General features: G+C 70.1%; 16 protein-coding genes and 1 pseudogene. 15 read left to right on the top strand and 2 right to left on the bottom strand.

The features are described from left to right. The 5 genes from J3S20_RS29395 to J3S20_RS29375 all read left to right on the top strand — a co-directional run. A partial coding sequence (locus tag J3S20_RS29395) for a hypothetical protein (protein WP_216840491.1) occupies positions 1-768 on the top strand: 768 nt, incomplete at its 5' end. Next, positions 765-3,119, top strand: coding sequence for an AAA family ATPase (locus tag J3S20_RS29390; RefSeq protein WP_216840490.1), 2,355 nt, complete (start codon positions 765-767; stop codon positions 3,117-3,119). The genes J3S20_RS29395 and J3S20_RS29390, both read left to right, overlap by 4 nt. Positions 3,120-3,538: 419 nt before the next feature. Continuing rightward, positions 3,539-4,087 (top strand): crossover junction endodeoxyribonuclease RuvC, encoded by a 549-nt coding sequence (locus J3S20_RS29385; RefSeq protein ID WP_216840489.1) that lies wholly within the window; start codon positions 3,539-3,541, stop codon positions 4,085-4,087. Next, positions 4,084-4,314 carry a hypothetical protein gene (locus J3S20_RS29380; protein WP_216840488.1) on the top strand — a complete coding sequence of 77 codons (231 nt, stop codon included), beginning with the start codon at positions 4,084-4,086 and terminating at the stop codon, positions 4,312-4,314. The genes J3S20_RS29385 and J3S20_RS29380 overlap by 4 nt, the downstream gene beginning before the upstream one ends. Further along, the gene (locus J3S20_RS29375) at positions 4,304-4,858 is read left to right on the top strand and encodes a DUF6456 domain-containing protein (RefSeq protein WP_216840487.1); all 555 of its coding nucleotides are present in this window, start codon (positions 4,304-4,306) and stop codon (positions 4,856-4,858) included. Before J3S20_RS29380 ends, J3S20_RS29375 begins: the two co-directional genes overlap by 11 nt. Positions 4,859-4,861: 3 nt before the next feature. Here the strand turns inward: J3S20_RS29375 and J3S20_RS29370 are convergent, their stop codons facing one another. Continuing rightward, complete coding sequence (locus J3S20_RS29370) at positions 4,862-5,365, bottom strand: GNAT family N-acetyltransferase (RefSeq protein WP_343215336.1); 504 nt, start codon at positions 5,363-5,365, stop codon at positions 4,862-4,864. Further along, positions 5,362-5,685, bottom strand: a complete 324-nt coding sequence (locus tag J3S20_RS29365) for a type II toxin-antitoxin system TacA family antitoxin (protein ID WP_216840486.1) — start codon at positions 5,683-5,685, stop codon at positions 5,362-5,364. The genes J3S20_RS29370 and J3S20_RS29365 overlap by 4 nt, the downstream gene beginning before the upstream one ends. 361 nt (positions 5,686-6,046) lie before the next feature. Between J3S20_RS29365 and J3S20_RS29360 the strand changes: the two genes are divergently transcribed. The 10 genes and pseudogenes from J3S20_RS29360 to J3S20_RS29315 form a co-directional block, all read left to right on the top strand. Further along, positions 6,047-7,519: a site-specific DNA-methyltransferase gene (locus tag J3S20_RS29360; RefSeq protein ID WP_216840485.1), complete on the top strand. Its 1,473-nt coding sequence runs from the start codon at positions 6,047-6,049 to the stop codon at positions 7,517-7,519. Next, positions 7,455-8,777, top strand: coding sequence for a site-specific DNA-methyltransferase (locus J3S20_RS29355; protein WP_246603423.1), 1,323 nt, complete (start codon positions 7,455-7,457; stop codon positions 8,775-8,777). The genes J3S20_RS29360 and J3S20_RS29355 overlap by 65 nt, the downstream gene beginning before the upstream one ends. A gap of 99 nt (positions 8,778-8,876) precedes the next feature. Further along, complete coding sequence (locus J3S20_RS29350) at positions 8,877-9,113, top strand: hypothetical protein (protein ID WP_216840484.1); 237 nt, start codon at positions 8,877-8,879, stop codon at positions 9,111-9,113. Positions 9,114-9,208: 95 nt separating this feature from the next. After that, on the top strand, positions 9,209-10,018 hold the full coding sequence (locus J3S20_RS29345) for a DUF3489 domain-containing protein (protein WP_216840483.1): 810 nt from the start codon (positions 9,209-9,211) through the stop codon (positions 10,016-10,018). Positions 10,019-10,163: 145 nt separating this feature from the next. Continuing rightward, positions 10,164-10,460, top strand: coding sequence for a hypothetical protein (locus tag J3S20_RS29340; RefSeq protein WP_216840482.1), 297 nt, complete (start codon positions 10,164-10,166; stop codon positions 10,458-10,460). A 78-nt stretch (positions 10,461-10,538) separates the two neighbouring features. Beyond that, positions 10,539-11,054, top strand: coding sequence for a MerR family transcriptional regulator (locus J3S20_RS29335; RefSeq protein ID WP_216840481.1), 516 nt, complete (start codon positions 10,539-10,541; stop codon positions 11,052-11,054). A 4-nt stretch (positions 11,055-11,058) separates the two neighbouring features. After that, positions 11,059-12,993 carry a phage terminase large subunit family protein gene (locus J3S20_RS29330; RefSeq protein ID WP_343215335.1) on the top strand — a complete coding sequence of 645 codons (1,935 nt, stop codon included), beginning with the start codon at positions 11,059-11,061 and terminating at the stop codon, positions 12,991-12,993. Positions 12,994-13,006: 13 nt separating this feature from the next. Then, a complete protein-coding gene (locus J3S20_RS29325; protein WP_216840480.1) occupies positions 13,007-13,243 on the top strand; it encodes a phage head-tail joining protein in 237 nt (78 codons plus the stop codon). Then, positions 13,243-14,736: a phage portal protein gene (locus J3S20_RS29320; protein WP_216840479.1), complete on the top strand. Its 1,494-nt coding sequence runs from the start codon at positions 13,243-13,245 to the stop codon at positions 14,734-14,736. Before J3S20_RS29325 ends, J3S20_RS29320 begins: the two co-directional genes overlap by 1 nt. Further along, positions 14,733-14,992 (top strand): annotated as a pseudogene (locus J3S20_RS29315) (ubiquitin-activating E1 FCCH domain-containing protein); the annotation flags it as partial. The gene J3S20_RS29320 and the pseudogene J3S20_RS29315, both read left to right, overlap by 4 nt.

Genomic DNA, 14,992 nt, shown 5'->3' with positions numbered 1-14,992 from the left:
ATGCTCGACTTCAACAGCCGCAGCCAGACCTCCGCGCATGTGAATGCCGCCATCGACGCGGCGCTGGTCGCTGCCAACCAGGCGACGCCGCCGCGCAGCTACCTGGGCGGCTCCCGCCTCGGCCATGCCTGCGAGCGCGCGCTGCAATTCGAGTTCGTGAAGGCCTCGAAGGACGAAGGCGCCGACTTTGACGGCCGGCTGCTGCGCATCTTCGGGATCGGGCACGCGCTGGAGGACGTGGCCGTTGCCTGGCTCCGGGGTGCCGGCTTCGATCTCTACACCCGCCGCGGCGGTGGCGAGCATGGCGAGCAATTCGGCTTCTCGGTCGCTGGCGGTCGCATCCGCGGCCATGTCGATGGTGTCTTCGCCGGCGGCCCCGCCATCCCCGGCATGGCGTTCCCGGCGCTGTGGGAATGCAAGACCATGAACGCCAAGGCCTGGCGCGAGACGTCCAGCAAGGGCGTCGGCGTGGCCAAGCCGATCTATGCGGCGCAGATCGCGGTCTACCAGGCCTATGTGGACGCCAGCGTCCCGGGCGTCGCGGACAATCCGGCGCTCTTCACCGCCATCAACAAGGACACGGCAGAGCTGCACCACGAGCTGGTGCCGTTCAACGCCGAGTTGGCACAGCGCATGTCGGACCGGGCCGTGCGCATCCTGACCGCGACGGATGCCGGCGAGCTTCTGCCCCGCGTTGCCGCCCAGGCCGATCACTTCGAGTGCCGCTTCTGCCCCTGGGCCAAACGGTGCTGGGCGCTGCCTGCATGACGGCATGGGGAGACTTCAACGATGCCGCGCCGCTGCCGGAGGATAGCGCGAGCGAAATTCCCGCCGGTGGGCAGATCGCCCTCGATCGGCTTCCCAGCGATGGGCAGTCGACGCTGACTGCTTGCGGCCACGTAGCGCCGGACATCGAGCAGATCGCCGCCTTCCTCGACGTGGTGTTCGGCTATTGCGACGGGCTGATCCCCGTCCGCGGCTTCGTCGACCAGGGCCAGGGCCTGGACACCAAGCCGCACAACATCTGGGTGCCGGCCGACCGCCACGCCGCCGCATCCTTCAGCGCCTACGCCACCTGGGCCGCGCGCGAAGGCAGCGCTGTCTATGTCATCCCCGGCACTGTCGCCGAGCAGGGCCAGGCTCGCGCCGAGCATGTGCTGCAGATGCAGACGGTGGTGGTCGACCTCGACTCCGGTGACATCGCCGCCAAGCTGGCGCACCTCGTCCACCACCTCGGCGCACCGACCCTGCTGGTCGAGAGCGGCGGCCGCACCGCCGAGGGTGCCGCCAAGCTCCATGCCTGGTGGCGGCTCACCGAGCCGGCCGAGGGCGGGGATCTGGCGCGGGTTTGCGCGCTGCGCGGGGAGATCGCGGAGAAGGTTGGCGGCGACCTTCACTTCCGCTCCGCCCACCAGCCCATCCGCGTGCCCGGCACGGTCCACCAGAAGCATGGCGTGCAGCGCCGGGTCACGATCCGGGAGCACCGCCCCAGAGTCGAGGTGGAGCTCCCCGATTTCGCCGCGGCGGTGACGGCCATGCCCACCATGCCCGGCCTCGCGGCGCTCACCGCCGCCCCAGGCGCCACCCGCCCAGGGCTCGATGCCGTCCTCACCACGCCAGTGCGGGAAGGCGCCCAGGACGCCTGGACCCGCTTCCAGGGCGCCAGCGCCGCCATCGGCCACTTCGTCCGCATGGTCCACGAGGGGCGCATGACCGGCAACGAGGGCTGGGAGGCGATCTGCCAATACAATGCCGCCTGCCTTCGCCCGGAATGGCCGTTGGACCGCCTCAAAGCGGAGGCCGATGCGATCTGGTCCCTGCATGTCGACCGCAACGGCCCGCCGCTGCTCCGCGCCACGGCCCCGCCGCCCAGCACCATCCCGGCGGCGCACACCCTGGGCGCCCTCCTGGATGACACCACGCCGATGCCGGACGACCTGATCGGGCCGCGCCTGCTAACCCCGGGTGGGATGCTGGTGCTCGGCGGAGCGCCGAAGGTTGGGAAGTCGGATTTCCTGATCAGCCTGCTGGTACACGCCGCGGCCGGCGCCCCGTTCCTGCGCTTCACGGCTCCGCGCCCGCTGCGGGTGTTCTATCTCCAGGCGGAGATCCAGTACCACTACCTACGCGAGCGGCTGCAGCAGCTCCGGCTCGACGCCACGATCGTGGCCCGCGCCCGCGACACCCTCGTCGTCACCCCCAAGCTGCGCATGTTGCTCGACGACCAGGGCGTGCCCCTCGTTGCGGCTGCCATCCGCGCCGCATTTCCCGGCGCGCCGCCGGACATCATCTGCATCGACCCCATCCGCAACCTATTCGATGGCGGGCCCGCGGGCGAAGGAGAGAACGACAACGCCGCGATGATGTTCTTCCTGCAGAGCCGGGTCGAAGCGCTGCGCGACCAGGTCGCCCCCGAGGCAGGCATCATCCTCGCCCACCACACGAAGAAGCTCAGCAAGCAGCAGGTGAAGGACGATCCCTTCCTGTCGCTCTCCGGCGCCAGCGCGCTGCGTGGCTACTACACCTCGGGCGCTATCCTGTTCCGCCCCGATGAGGAGCACACCGAACGCGAGCTGCATGTCGAGCTCCGCAACGGGCCTGGCCTCGAGCCGATGGTGGTCGACAAACGGGGCGGCGCCTGGGTCGAGCTCGACCGGACGGGCGAGCGGTTGGTCAGGAAAGACATCGGCCGCAAGCTCGACGCCGAGCGCACGCGCCGCCACGACGTGATCCTGCGCCTGATCGCCGAGGAGGCGGAGGAAGGCCGGCTCTGCACCGCCAACGCCTTCGCGTCGAAGTTCGAGAACAAGCGCGGGCTCGGCGGCAAGGACAACATCCGCGAGCGGATCGGTGTCCTGGCCATGAAGGGCTACATCAAGTACCGGCGCGAAGCGCGCGACCTCGGGCAGCCCTACACCAAGTCGAAGAACGGCTACCTCGTCGTCCAGGACATGCTCCTCGGCACCGGAGAGGAGGCCATCGATCCGGAGACCGGCGAGATCATCCCGGCCACCGTCCGGGTGCTCCCGAGCCACTTCCAGTGCCCCCGGAGCGAGGCGCTGCTCGAGGTCGAGAACCCCGAGGTGTGGGTGCTGCACGACCCCGAGGAGGCCGTCTGATGGCCCACTCGATGCGCCTCCGCACTGACCAAAACTGCTCCCGAAACTGCGCAGTTTCGGTCCGAATCTGCTTCCCTGCCGAAACTGCGAAACTGCTTTTCGTCAATCATATTAACGGCTTCTGGCAGAAAGCAGTTTCGCGTAACGAATCTGTCCGTAACTGCTCCGAATCTGCTTTTTATGCTTTGAAATTAGTTACTTGGAGCAGATTGGCAGATTCGGTTTTTTGCCTCCCCCCTACGGGGGGTGTGCGTGCGCGCCTCAACGGCGCGCGCACACCACACCTCGGGCGACCGGGTTGGGCGCGTGGCCCACCCCCTCCCAGGGTCATCCACCCGATGCCGGGCAGCGACGGCGAGCTCCGCCAAGAACCGCGCCGTCGCCGCCCTCACCAGGATCATCCCCTTTCGGAGACCACCATGGCATCCGCGACTCTCACCATGCCCGCCGCCCATGCAAGCGGCCCGCCCATCGCCCTCCCGCCCGCGATCAGCCTGGCGCACCACACCGTCCTCGCCCTGGACCTCGGCACCACCACCGGCTGGGCACTGCGGTCGCGCGACGGCGGCATCACCTCCGGCACCATGACCTTCAAGCCGACCCGCTTCGAAGGTGGCGGGATGCGCTTCCTGCGCTTCCGCGCATGGCTAGCCGAGGTCGCCGCCCTGTCCGGCGGTGTGGCGAGGATCGTCTTCGAGGAAGTCCGCGCCCATGCCGGCACGGACGCGGCGCACATCTACGGCGGCTTCCTCGGCATGCTCACCGCTTGGTGCGAGGAACACGACGTCCCCTACGAGGGCGTGCCGGTCGGCACGATCAAGCGCTACGCCACCGGCAAGGGCAACGCCGACAAGGCGAAGATGGTCGCCGCCATGCAGGCCCGCGGCTTCGCTCCGGCCGACGACAACGAGGCGGATGCCATCGCCCTGCTGCTCTGGGCGATCGATGCCACGGGAGGCCGTGCATGAGGCTCCCTGGCGCACCGCTGCCGCCCCGCTCTTGCCTCGACCGCGGTACGCGCAGCCCGACCAACGACACCGAGGTGAACGCCATGCGCGCGGCTGCCTGGCATCGGCACGGCGTCGCCGCTCTGCCCGTCGCCGACATCACCGACGACTGGCTGCGCCAGGCCATCACCAACGAAGCAAACCGGCGCTGGGGGCGTCGCAACGGGGAGAACCATCATGGCCGGTAAGCGCAAGACCAAGGCGGCGAAGCCAAAGCAGGGCGACCTGGCGAAGCCCTCAAAGTGGCGTCTGCAACACGGCGGCTTCTCCGAGCCGGTCCGCGATGCGGATCCGGACACGGGCTCACCCGTCGCCCATCGTCGCGCCGTCGACACGCTCGGGCTGATGCTGGCCAATGGCAGCATCACGCCGCAGATGCACGACGCCGGAGCGATGTTCCGGGTGACCTTCCGCCTCGCGGCGTTGGACGGCATGCGTACCACGCAGTTGCTCCGCGTCCAGGGCGGTGGCGGCGACCTGCTGAGCGAACGCCAGGCTGCAGCGCGGCGTCGGCTGGCCGCGGCCCTGGACCTGTTCGGCGGCGCGGACAGCGCCGGGGGAAGCTGCCTGTGGCACGTGCTCGGCCTCGAGTGCTCCCTGCGGGAATGGGCACTGCGGCAGGGGTGGTCGGGACGTCCGGTCCATCACGTCCAGGCGCAGGGCATCCTGCTCACGGCGCTCGGCGTGCTGGCGGCCCATTACGGCCTGCACCCTCGGGAGCGTGCCGCTTGAGCCTCAGCCCAGGGCGGCCTTCAGGTCCGCCATCGTGGCCATCAGCGTCATCGGGTCGATCGGTGACGGCGTGAAGCCGCAGGCCTGGTAGAAGCGCTGAGCGTCGGCGTTCAGGGCCTGCACCAACACGCCGCGCACCGCCAGCACCTCCCTGGCCTGTAGCACGCGCAAGACCGCATCCCGCAGTAGAGCCCGGCCGATGCCCTGGCCATGCAGGCTGCGGTCCACCGCCAGTCGGCCCAGCATCGCCATCGGGATCGGGTCGGGCATGTTGCGCTTCACACGCCCTGGAGCGGCGGTAACGGCCACAGCCCCCGCCGCCAAGCAGTAGAACCCCACCACGAAGCCGGCGCGGCACACCACGAAGGTTCGTGAAGCGCCGGCTGCCTGATTCGCGCGCGAACGCCGTCGCAGCCAGTCGTCAAGCGAGGCCTCGCCGCTATCGAACAACGCCAGGTCGTGCGTGTCGTCGAGTGGCGCCGGGGCGCTCAGCCGTTCGGCACTCACTCCCACGGAGGCGCAGCTTCCAGTAGCTTGCGAAGCCGGCCGTTCGGGTTGGGCGGCGCGTCGAGTAGGGCCTGGAACTTGGCGTACGCAGCCGGCTGGGTGCGGAACAGCGTGCGGTCGAGAATGGCGTCGGTCGCAGCGCGGCGCGCAGCCTCCAGCATGAACTCGGAGCGCGACTTCCCCGAGAGCACGGCGGCCTGGTCGATCAGGGCACGCTCCTCGGGCCGGACGCGGATGTTGATCGCGCCGACGGTGATGGCTGGCTGGGCCTTCGCCGGGCGTCGGGTCGGGGTGGTGATGCGCTTGGTGGGTATGGGCATGGTGGCCTCCGAAGCTGCTTCTACGACTCTGTATGGACATTGTCCACCACGCAGTCACGGTGCTGCTGAAACCCGATTGCGGCACCGGAACCAGAAGGGATAGTGTTTCGACAGTCGTTGAATTGCGACTGCAGCCGAGTGGCTCCCGAGCCACTGGCCCGCTGATCAGCCACAGTGGCTCTCGAGCCGATGGTTCCTTCCTGGCCCCGCTGTATGCGGGGGGCGGAAGCGCGCAACATCGCTAGCGCCAGGCCGAAAATATGGGTTGCGGTTTGCAGCCTTCGCCCGCGGCTTCAAATCGTTAGCTGCAAACCGACGCCGGGCCGCGGCCCTGCAAACCACCTGCAAACCGGATGGCATCATGACGCTCCCCTGGATGGCGGCGAAGATTGTGCTGCGTCCGGTGGCGGAGCTGCGCCCGCATGCCGGCAATGCCCGCGTCCACAGCGCCGAGCAGCTGGAGCAGATCAAGGCCAGCATGCTCGCCTTCGGCTTCACCAATCCGCTGCTGGTGGACGAGGATGGCGTGCTGATCGCCGGTCACGGCCGGCTCGAGGCCGCAACGGCGCTCGGCATCGCCAAGGTGCCGGTGATCGTGCTGCGCCACCTGTCCGCCGCGCAGAAGGAGGCGCTGCGCCTCGCCGACAATCGCATCGCGGAGAATGCCACCTGGGACCAAGCGCTGCTGCGTGATGCGCTGGCCGCGGTGCAGGCGGCGCAGGACATCGACCTCGGCGCGCTCGGCTTCTCGGCGGATGAGCTCGCGGACATCCTCGCGGCGGCTGGAGATGCCGTGTCCGACGGCGACGCGCTCGAGGCTCTTTCCGCGGATCCTGCCGAGGGGGGCGGTGCGGCGGGCGCGGTGGCCACCGGGGAGGAAGCGGCGGAGGATCCCGCCGATGCCGATCCGGAGCCGCCGCGCCAGTCCGTCACCCGCCCCGGCGATCTCTGGCTGCTGGGCGACCACCGCCTGCTCTGCGGCGACAGCACCGACGCCGCCACCGTGGCGCGGCTCATGGGCGACGACCGCGCGGCGCTGCTCTTCACCTCCCCGCCCTACGGCAACCAGCGGGACTACACCACCGGCGGCGTCACGGATTGGGATGCGCTAATGCAGGGTGTGTTCCAGCATCTCGACGCAGCTATGCGGCCGGATGGCCAGGTGCTGGTGAACCTCGGGCTGATCCATCGCGACAATGAATGGCAGCCCTATTGGGCCGGCTGGCTCGACTGGATGCGCGCCCGCGGCTGGCGCCGCTTCGGTCTCTACACCTGGGACCAGGGGCCCGGCCTCCCGGGCGACTGGAACGGGCGGCTGTCGCCCGCCTTCGAGTTGCTCTTCCACTTCAATCGCGAGGCCCGGCGCCCTAACAAGATCATCCCCTGCCGCTGGGCGGGGCACGTCAACTCCGAGAAGGGTGGCCTCCGCGCCAAGGACGGCACCGTCGGCGAATGGCAGCACGCCGGCCAAGGCGTGCAGGAGACCAGGATCCCGGACAACGTGCTGCGCATCACGCGGCACAAGGCTCGTGGCATTGAGACGGAGCATCCCGCGGTGTTCCCCGTCGCGCTGCCGGACTTCCTGATGCGGGCCTACGCCGATGAGGGCGACGTGGTGTTCGAGCCCTTCGCTGGCGCTGGCACCACCATCATCGCCGGCCAGCGCACCGGTCGCCGCGTGCGGGCGATCGAGCTCGCGCCTGCCTATGTCGACCTAGCCGTGGCGCGGTGGCGGATGCTGCATCCGGACATGCCGGTGACGCTGGCCGATGACGGTCGCGACTACGACGCCGTGGCCGCGGCGAGGCAGGAGGTCACCGCCAGTGCAGCCTGATCTCATCGTTTCCGCTCTGCCGGTCGCGTCCCTCGTGCCCTACGCCGAGAACGCGCGCACGCATTCGCCGACGCAGGTGACGCAGATCGCGGCGTCCATTGCCGAGTTCGGCTTCGTGAACCCTGTCCTGGTCGACGCCGAAGGCGTGCTCATCGCCGGCCATGGCCGCGTCATGGCGGCGAAGCAGCTCGGCCTGACCGCCGTTCCGGTGCTGCGGCTCGGCCATCTGTCCCCGGCGCAGGCGCGTGCCCTTCGCCTGGCGGACAACCAAATTGCGCTGAACTCGGGCTGGGACGAGGCGCTGCTCGCCGCCGAGATCGCTCGCATCCGCGACGAGGCAGTGGTTGACCTGGATGTGCTGGGCTTCTCGGGAATGGAGCTCGACCGGCTGCTCGCGGCAGCCGATGCTGGTTTCGGCGATGATGCTGACGATGCGCCGCAACCGCCCGCGGTGCCAGTCACTCGCACCGGCGACCTCTGGCGCTGCGGCGAGCACCGCCTGCTGTGCGGTGATGCCACCAAGATCGAGGATGTGCAGCGTGCGCTCGGCGCCGGCCGCCTGGCCGACATGGGCTTCGTCGATCCGCCCTATAACGTCGCCTACGAGGGCGGCACCGCCGCCAAGATGACCATCGCCAATGACGCACTGGGCGGTGGCTTCCCCGAGTTCCTGCGACCGGCGCTGGCCAATCTGCTCTCGGTCACGAAGGGCGCCTGCTACGTCTGCATGTCCTCCTCCGAATGGCCGACGCTGCATCGCGTCTGGCAGGAGGCCGGTGGCAAATGGTCCAGCACGATCATCTGGGCGAAGAACACCTTCGCGCTCGGTCGGGCGGACTACCAACAGCAATTCGAGGCGATGCTCTACGGATGGAAGGCCGGCGCGCAGCACTACTGGTGCGGCGCGCGCGACCAGGGGAACGTCTGGCACTTCGACAAGCCGGCGCGGAACGACCTACACCCGACGATGAAACCCGTGGCGTTGGTCGAGCGCGCCATCCGCAACAGCAGCAAGCCGCGCGATACGGTGCTGGACTGCTTCGGCGGGTCGGGCACCACCATGATCGCGGCGGAGCGAACGGGGCGGCGCGCCGTGCTGCTGGAGATCGATCCAGCCTACGCGGACGTCATCGTGCGGCGCTGGCAGGAGACGACCGGTGAGGCCGCCGTGCTGGAAGGTGATGATCGCATCTTCGCCGATGTTGCCGCGGCGCGTGGCGTCGTCGATCATGATGTGATCCAGACCGCCGAAACATAGCAATCTCACGACGCTGCATCTTGCTTGGCTCGTGCGCGGCACAGCGCGAATGGTCCGTCACACGCAGGGGATGCCCTGCAGCAACAGACGGAGACGACCATGACCGACCGCGAAGCCCGCGCCGCCCACAACCAGGAACGCAGCCTGGCCGCCTTCCTCGCGAAGAAGGCCGAATTCGACGCCCTCCTCGCGGAACTCACCCAGGCCAGCGCGGACCATTTCGGCGCGGACCCCGAGACGGTGCTCTGGGGCGAGGCTGCCTGGCTTTCCGATGCCACCACGAAGCTGAAGGACATCGCGGACCAGCATTTCCGCCGCGGCGAGTACGCCCTCTGACGCGGGTAACTCCCGCACCGCCCCGACCGGCAGCGCCGGCGGGGCTCCCGGCAGTAGGGGCCGATGACCGGCACCCGGAACCGGAGACCACCACGATGACGAAGCTTTCCGACACCCAGCGCGTGATCCTGAGCGCCGCCGCGCAGCACGAGATGGGCCTCGCCCGCGCGCCGAAGACCCTGCCTGCCGCGGCCCGCAACGCGGTGTTCCGCAGCCTGCTCAAGAACAACCTGCTGACCGAGATCAACGCCCCGCGGGAGCATGTCGGTCTCGGCTGGCGCCAGGACGACGACGGCACCTGGATCGTGGCGCGCATCACCGACGAGGGGCTGCGCGCCATCGGCATCGACCCGAACGAGGGCGACGCGGTGGCCGGCGAGCCCGACTGCTCCGGCATCGAGGGCAGCGTGCCCGACACGGCGCCCGCGGGCGCGGACGACGCCGCCGAGGGGGATGCCCCCGCGGAGGAAGCCGAACCCGCCCAGGGCGTGCCCACACCCGCCTCGCGCGCGAGCCTGCGCGACGCCGCCGCGGCGGTTCTGGCCGCCTGGGACGCCAGCCCGGCGCAGGACGCGACCGACAACCCGATCAGCCGCGCCATCGAGGCCCTCCGCGCCGCCCTCGCCGGCAAGCCCGCCCGCGTCGCGCGCGAGCCCGGCGCGCCGCGCAAGCCTCGCGAGGGCACGAAGCAGGAGCAGGTGCTGGCCATGCTGCGCCGCCCCGAGGGCGCCACGGTCGCGCAGATCGCCGAGGCGACGGGCTGGGCGCAGCACACGGTGCGCGGCTTCTTCGCGGGGCTGAAGAAGAAGGGCCACACGATCGAGGTGAAGTCGCGCGAGCGGATGGTCGGCCCGAACAAGACCGGCGCGAAGGGCTCCTTCACCATCTACGCCCTCGCGGAGTGAAGCGCACCAGCCACGCGACCGAACATCATCAGGAGCGCCGGGGATCATCCAGATTTTCGGCGCTTTATTGAGTTGGCTGCGCTCCGACACAGCGCGAATCGTCCGTCACGCGCAGGGCATCCCGCCCCGCTAGACGGACACGCAGATGAGCCTGAAGCCAAAGTCTACGGAGCGACGCTGGATCATCCTGGCGCAGGATGGCGGGCACGTGACGATGGGCCGCGCCGCGCCGCCCAGCGAAGCCGAGGTCGAGGCCGCCGCCGCGGCGCTTGCCGCACAGGGGCTGGCAGGCTGGCTCGCCACACTCGACGGGAACTACTGGTCGCGACGCCGCGTGGCCCTCGCGCCGGTGCAGATGCTCGGCGACGAAGCCACGCTGGATTGGCCCGCCGCCATCACCGCCTTTGAAGCCGCCCGCCAGCGCACCCTTCGTCCCCTCTGACAAGGCCGGCATCGCCATCACGCGCGGCGGCTTGCGGGCCCCCATCGCGGCTCCGCGATGGGAGGCAGAGTCGCCGCCATGCCGGAACTGACCGCCTCAACGCGCGAGGCCGCCCGCCGCCTCGGCGTCAGCGACACCGCCATCCACAAGGCCGAACGCGCTGGCCGCATCGCCCGCGAGCCGGACGGCCAGTGGGATATCGGCAAGACCCGCCGCCGCCTGACCGAGACCGCCGATCCCGCCCGCTCGCCCCTGACCAGTAGCGCCGGCGCGGATGGCACGCCCTTCGCCCGGCTGAAGGTCGCGCAGCTCGCCCTGAAGGTGGAGGCGCAGCGCCTCTCGCTCGACGAGACCAAGCGCCGCCTGCTCGACGTCACCGAGGCCAATGCCGCGCTCGACGAGATCGGCAGCACCATGCGCGACGCGCTGCTGAACTGGCCGGCTCGCGTCTCAGGCCTGATCGCCGCCGAGATCAGCGTCGATCCGCATCTGCTGCAGACCATCCTGCAGAGCCACATCAACGACCTGCTGACGGAGGCGGCCGATCGCTTCGATCCAGCAGGCCTCGGAGGGGACCGGTCTCCGCAGCCGTGAGCATGTGCGGCGCCGCGTCGGCGCCATGCTCCGGCCGCCGCCGCAGCTCACCGTCTCGGAATGGGCCGAGCGCCACCGCATGCTGGGCAGCCGCGCCTCGGCCGAGCCCGGCCCGTGGCGGACCAGCCGTACGCCCTACCTGAAGGACGTGATGGATGCGCTGTCGGCGGTGCATCCCGCCCGGCGCGTCGTGTTCATGAAGGGCGCGCAGGTCGGCGCCACGGAGAGCGGCAACAACTGGCTCGGCTACATCATGCATCACGTGCCGGCACCGGCGCTGGCGGTGCAGCCGACCGTGGAACTCGCCAAGCGCTTCTCGCGCCAGCGCATCGACCCGCTGCTGGAGGAAACGCCAGCGCTGCGGGAGCGGGTTGCTCCGGCCCGTGCCCGCGACAGCGGCAACACCATGCTGTCGAAGGAATTCCCCGGCGGCATCCTGGTTCTGACGGGCGCCAACAGCGCGGTCGGGCTGCGCTCGATGACGGCGCGGTTCCTCTTCCTCGACGAGGTGGATGCCTATCCCGGCGATGTCGCCGGCGAGGGCGATCCCATTGCTCTGGCCGAGGCGCGCGCCCGCACCTTCGGCTGGCGGCGCAAGGCGTTCCTGGTCAGCACGCCGACCATCGCCGGCCGCAGCCGGATCGAGCGGGAGTATCTGGCCTCCGACCAGCGGCGGTTCTTTGTGCCGTGCACGGCGTGTTGCGAGATGCAGTGGCTCCGCTTCGAGCGGCTGCTCTGGGAGAAAGGGGCGCCGGAGACCGCGCGGTATCATTGCACTGCCTGCGACCACCCGATGCAGGAGCATGACAAGACCGCGATGCTCAGCGGCGGTGAATGGCGCGCGACGGCCGAGGGCCAGGACCCGCACACCATCGGTTTCCACATCTCGGCGCTCTACTCGCCCGTGGGCTGGCTCTCCTGGGAGCAGATCGCGCGGGATTGGGAGGCCGCCCAGGGCAAGCCCGAGGACATCAAGACCTTCAAGAACACGGTGCTGGGCGAGACCTGGCAGGAGCAGGGCGAGGCTCCGGATTGGGAGCGGCTGGTCGAGCGCCGCGAGAATTTCGCGATGGGCGTGGTGCCGCCCGGCGCGCTGGTCCTCACAGCCGGCGTGGACGTCCAGGATGATCGCCTGGAATGCGACGTCTGGGGCTGGGCGGAGGGGTTCTCGTCGTGGCTCGTGGACCACGTGGTCATTGCCGGCAGCCCGCGGGACCGGGAGCCTTGGGACGAGCTCGCGAAGCTCCTGGCGCGGGACTGGCCCCGGCAGGGCGGCGGTGCCATGCGGATCGCCCGTCTCTGCGTCGACACCGGCGGCAGGGACACCGCCGCCGTCTATGGCCACCTTCGCCGCCTGCGGGATCCGCGCATCGCGCCGACCAAGGGCATCGACGGCTGGAACCGGGCGCAGCCGGTGCAGGGCCCGACGCCGGTGGACGCGCTGGTCAACGGCCAGAAGCTGCGCCGCGGCCTGAAACTCTGGACCGTGTCGGTCTCGACCTGGAAGGCCGATCTTTATCGCCGGCTCTGGCTCGGCCGCGGTGACGCGGAGGAGCTGCCACCCGGCTGGGTGCATCTGCCGCGCGCAATCGAGGTGGAATGGATCAAGCAGCTGGTCGCCGAGCATCTGCGCACGACAAAAGATCGGCGCGGCTTTGCCCGGCAGGAATGGGCCAAGCTGCGGGAACGCAATGAGGCGCTGGACTGCGCGGTGCTGGCCCGCGCCGCGCTCTGGCTGCTCGGCGCCGATCGTTATGGCGAGCAGTTCTGGGCGCGGCTGCGGGATGAGGCGGCGGACGCGCCGCTGCGGCCAAGCGAGGTTCCCGCCGCTGGGAATGTCGCTCCCCCATCGCCGACGTCGCAGGCCGCGGCGGTGCCGCCATCAGACAGCCAGCGCCCACGGGTCTGGCTCGCGCCGCGCAATGGCTGGCTTCGCTGAGAGGAGGACGATCATGGACCCGACCGTCCTCGCCTGGGCGTTGGCGCAGCCTGCCAGCACCCGCGCCGCCGTCCTGGCCGCGGCCTTCACGGGCGGCACCACGCGCGTGACCTTCGATGGCCGAACCGTGGAGTACCGCTCCCTGGACGAACTCGGCCGCGCCCTGTCGGTGCTGCACGCCGCGGAGAACAGCGCCGCGCGCCGCCCCAGCGTCACCCTCGCCAGCTTCTCCCGCGAGGGAAGCAAGTGATGGGGCGCCTTCGTGATGCCTGGCACGCCCTGCGCGGCTATGCCGCCGCGCAGGACACTCGCGCCTCGAGCTGGGCGGCCTCCGGCGGCAGCGCCACGGCCGAGGTCGGTGCCGCCGCACCCACCGTCGCGCGCCGTGCCCGCGACGCCGTGCGCAACGACCCCTACGCAGCGCGCATCGTCGACCTCTGGACCGGCAACGCTGTGGGCGCCGGCATCACAACCCGCTGGCCGGACAAGCCGCATGCCGAGGCCTGGCGCCGCTGGTCCGACAGCACCGCCTGTGACGCGGAGGGGCGGCTCGATCTCTATGGCCTGCAGGCGCTGGTCATGCGCGCGGTCGTGGAGAGCGGCGAATGCTTCGTCCGGCTGCTACCCGCCGACATCACGCCGGCCAATCCGATCGGCCTGCGGCTCCAGGTGCTGGAGAGCGACCACCTCGACACAGCACGGCAGGGCGTCATCGAGGGCGTCCCCACCCTGCAGGGCATCGGCCTCGGCGAGGCCGGCGAGCCGGTCGGGTACTGGCTGCACCGCGTCCATCCCGGCGCGTCCTGGGTGCTGCCGGGTGGTGCCACCTGGTTGAGCAGCCAGCGTGTCCCGGCCCGCGACGTGCTGCACATCTATCGCAAGCGGCGCCCCGGCCAGCTGCGCGACGTGTCCTGGCTCGCCCCGGTGCTGACGCGGCTGCGCGATCTCGGCGACTACGAGGCCGCGCTCCTCATGAAGGCCAAGATCGAGGCCTGCCTGGCCGCGGTGGTCTCCGAGGACGGCGACGAGTCCATGACCGGCCCGGCGTCGGGCCTGCTGCGCGACGCCCAGGGCCGCACGGTGGAGAGCTTCGAGCCGGGCATGATCCTGTATCGCCGCGGCATGGGATCCGTGGAGGTCGTGAATCCCTCCGGCGGCGGGTCACACGCGGCTTTCGCACGCCGTGCGCTGGAGGCGTCCGCGGTCGGCACCGGCCTCACTTACGACCAGGTCGCCGGCGATCTCACCCAGGCGAACTACTCCAGCCTGCGCGCCGGCAAGATCGAGTTCCGCCGGCTCTGCGAGCAGGTGCAGTACGGGATGCTGATCCCGATGCTGGTGCGGCCCATCGCCGATCGCTTCCACCAGCAGGGCGCGCTGCTCGGGCTGTGGGGCGCTGAGGTGCCGGACGGCCTCTCGCATGTACCGCCCGCGCACGAGATGATCGATCCGCTCAAGGACACCACCGCGCTGATCGCGCAGGTGCGCGCCGGCTTTGTGCCGCAGCCCGAGGCGGTCGGCGCCTTCGGCTACGACTTCCGCCAGGTCGTTGAGATGATCCGCGAGGCCAACGCCCTGCTCGACGAGGCGGGCCTCTCGCTGGACAGCGATCCGCGCCGCGTCGCGAAGTCTGGCGCCGCCCAGGACGCTGCGCAGCTCGCCGCCATCGAGATCGCCGCCACCGGCGCTGCTTCGCCGCGTGCGGATGCGGGCGCTGCGCCCAATCCAGGAGCATCCCAATGATCGCAGGCGCCTACGACTGGACCGACGACATGCTCAAGGTGAAGAGCATGCAGAAGAAGTTCCGCGACAGCTTCAACGGCACCGAGATCAACCCGGCGCGGTGGGAGATCGCGGCCACAGGCGGAGGCATCACCCACACCGTCGCCGACGGCGCGGTGACCATCTCCACCGGCACCACGCTCGACGATGAGCTGACGCTCACCAGCCGCACCACCTTCACCATCCCGCTCCGGGTCATGGTGGCGGTGAACATGAG

It is taken from the genome of Falsiroseomonas tokyonensis (assembly GCF_019024325.1).
Classification (GTDB): Bacteria; Pseudomonadota; Alphaproteobacteria; order Acetobacterales; family Acetobacteraceae; genus Falsiroseomonas; species Falsiroseomonas tokyonensis.
The sequence above is the reverse complement of the archived record's forward strand: the minus strand, read 5'-3'. Positions and strand labels throughout refer to the sequence as shown.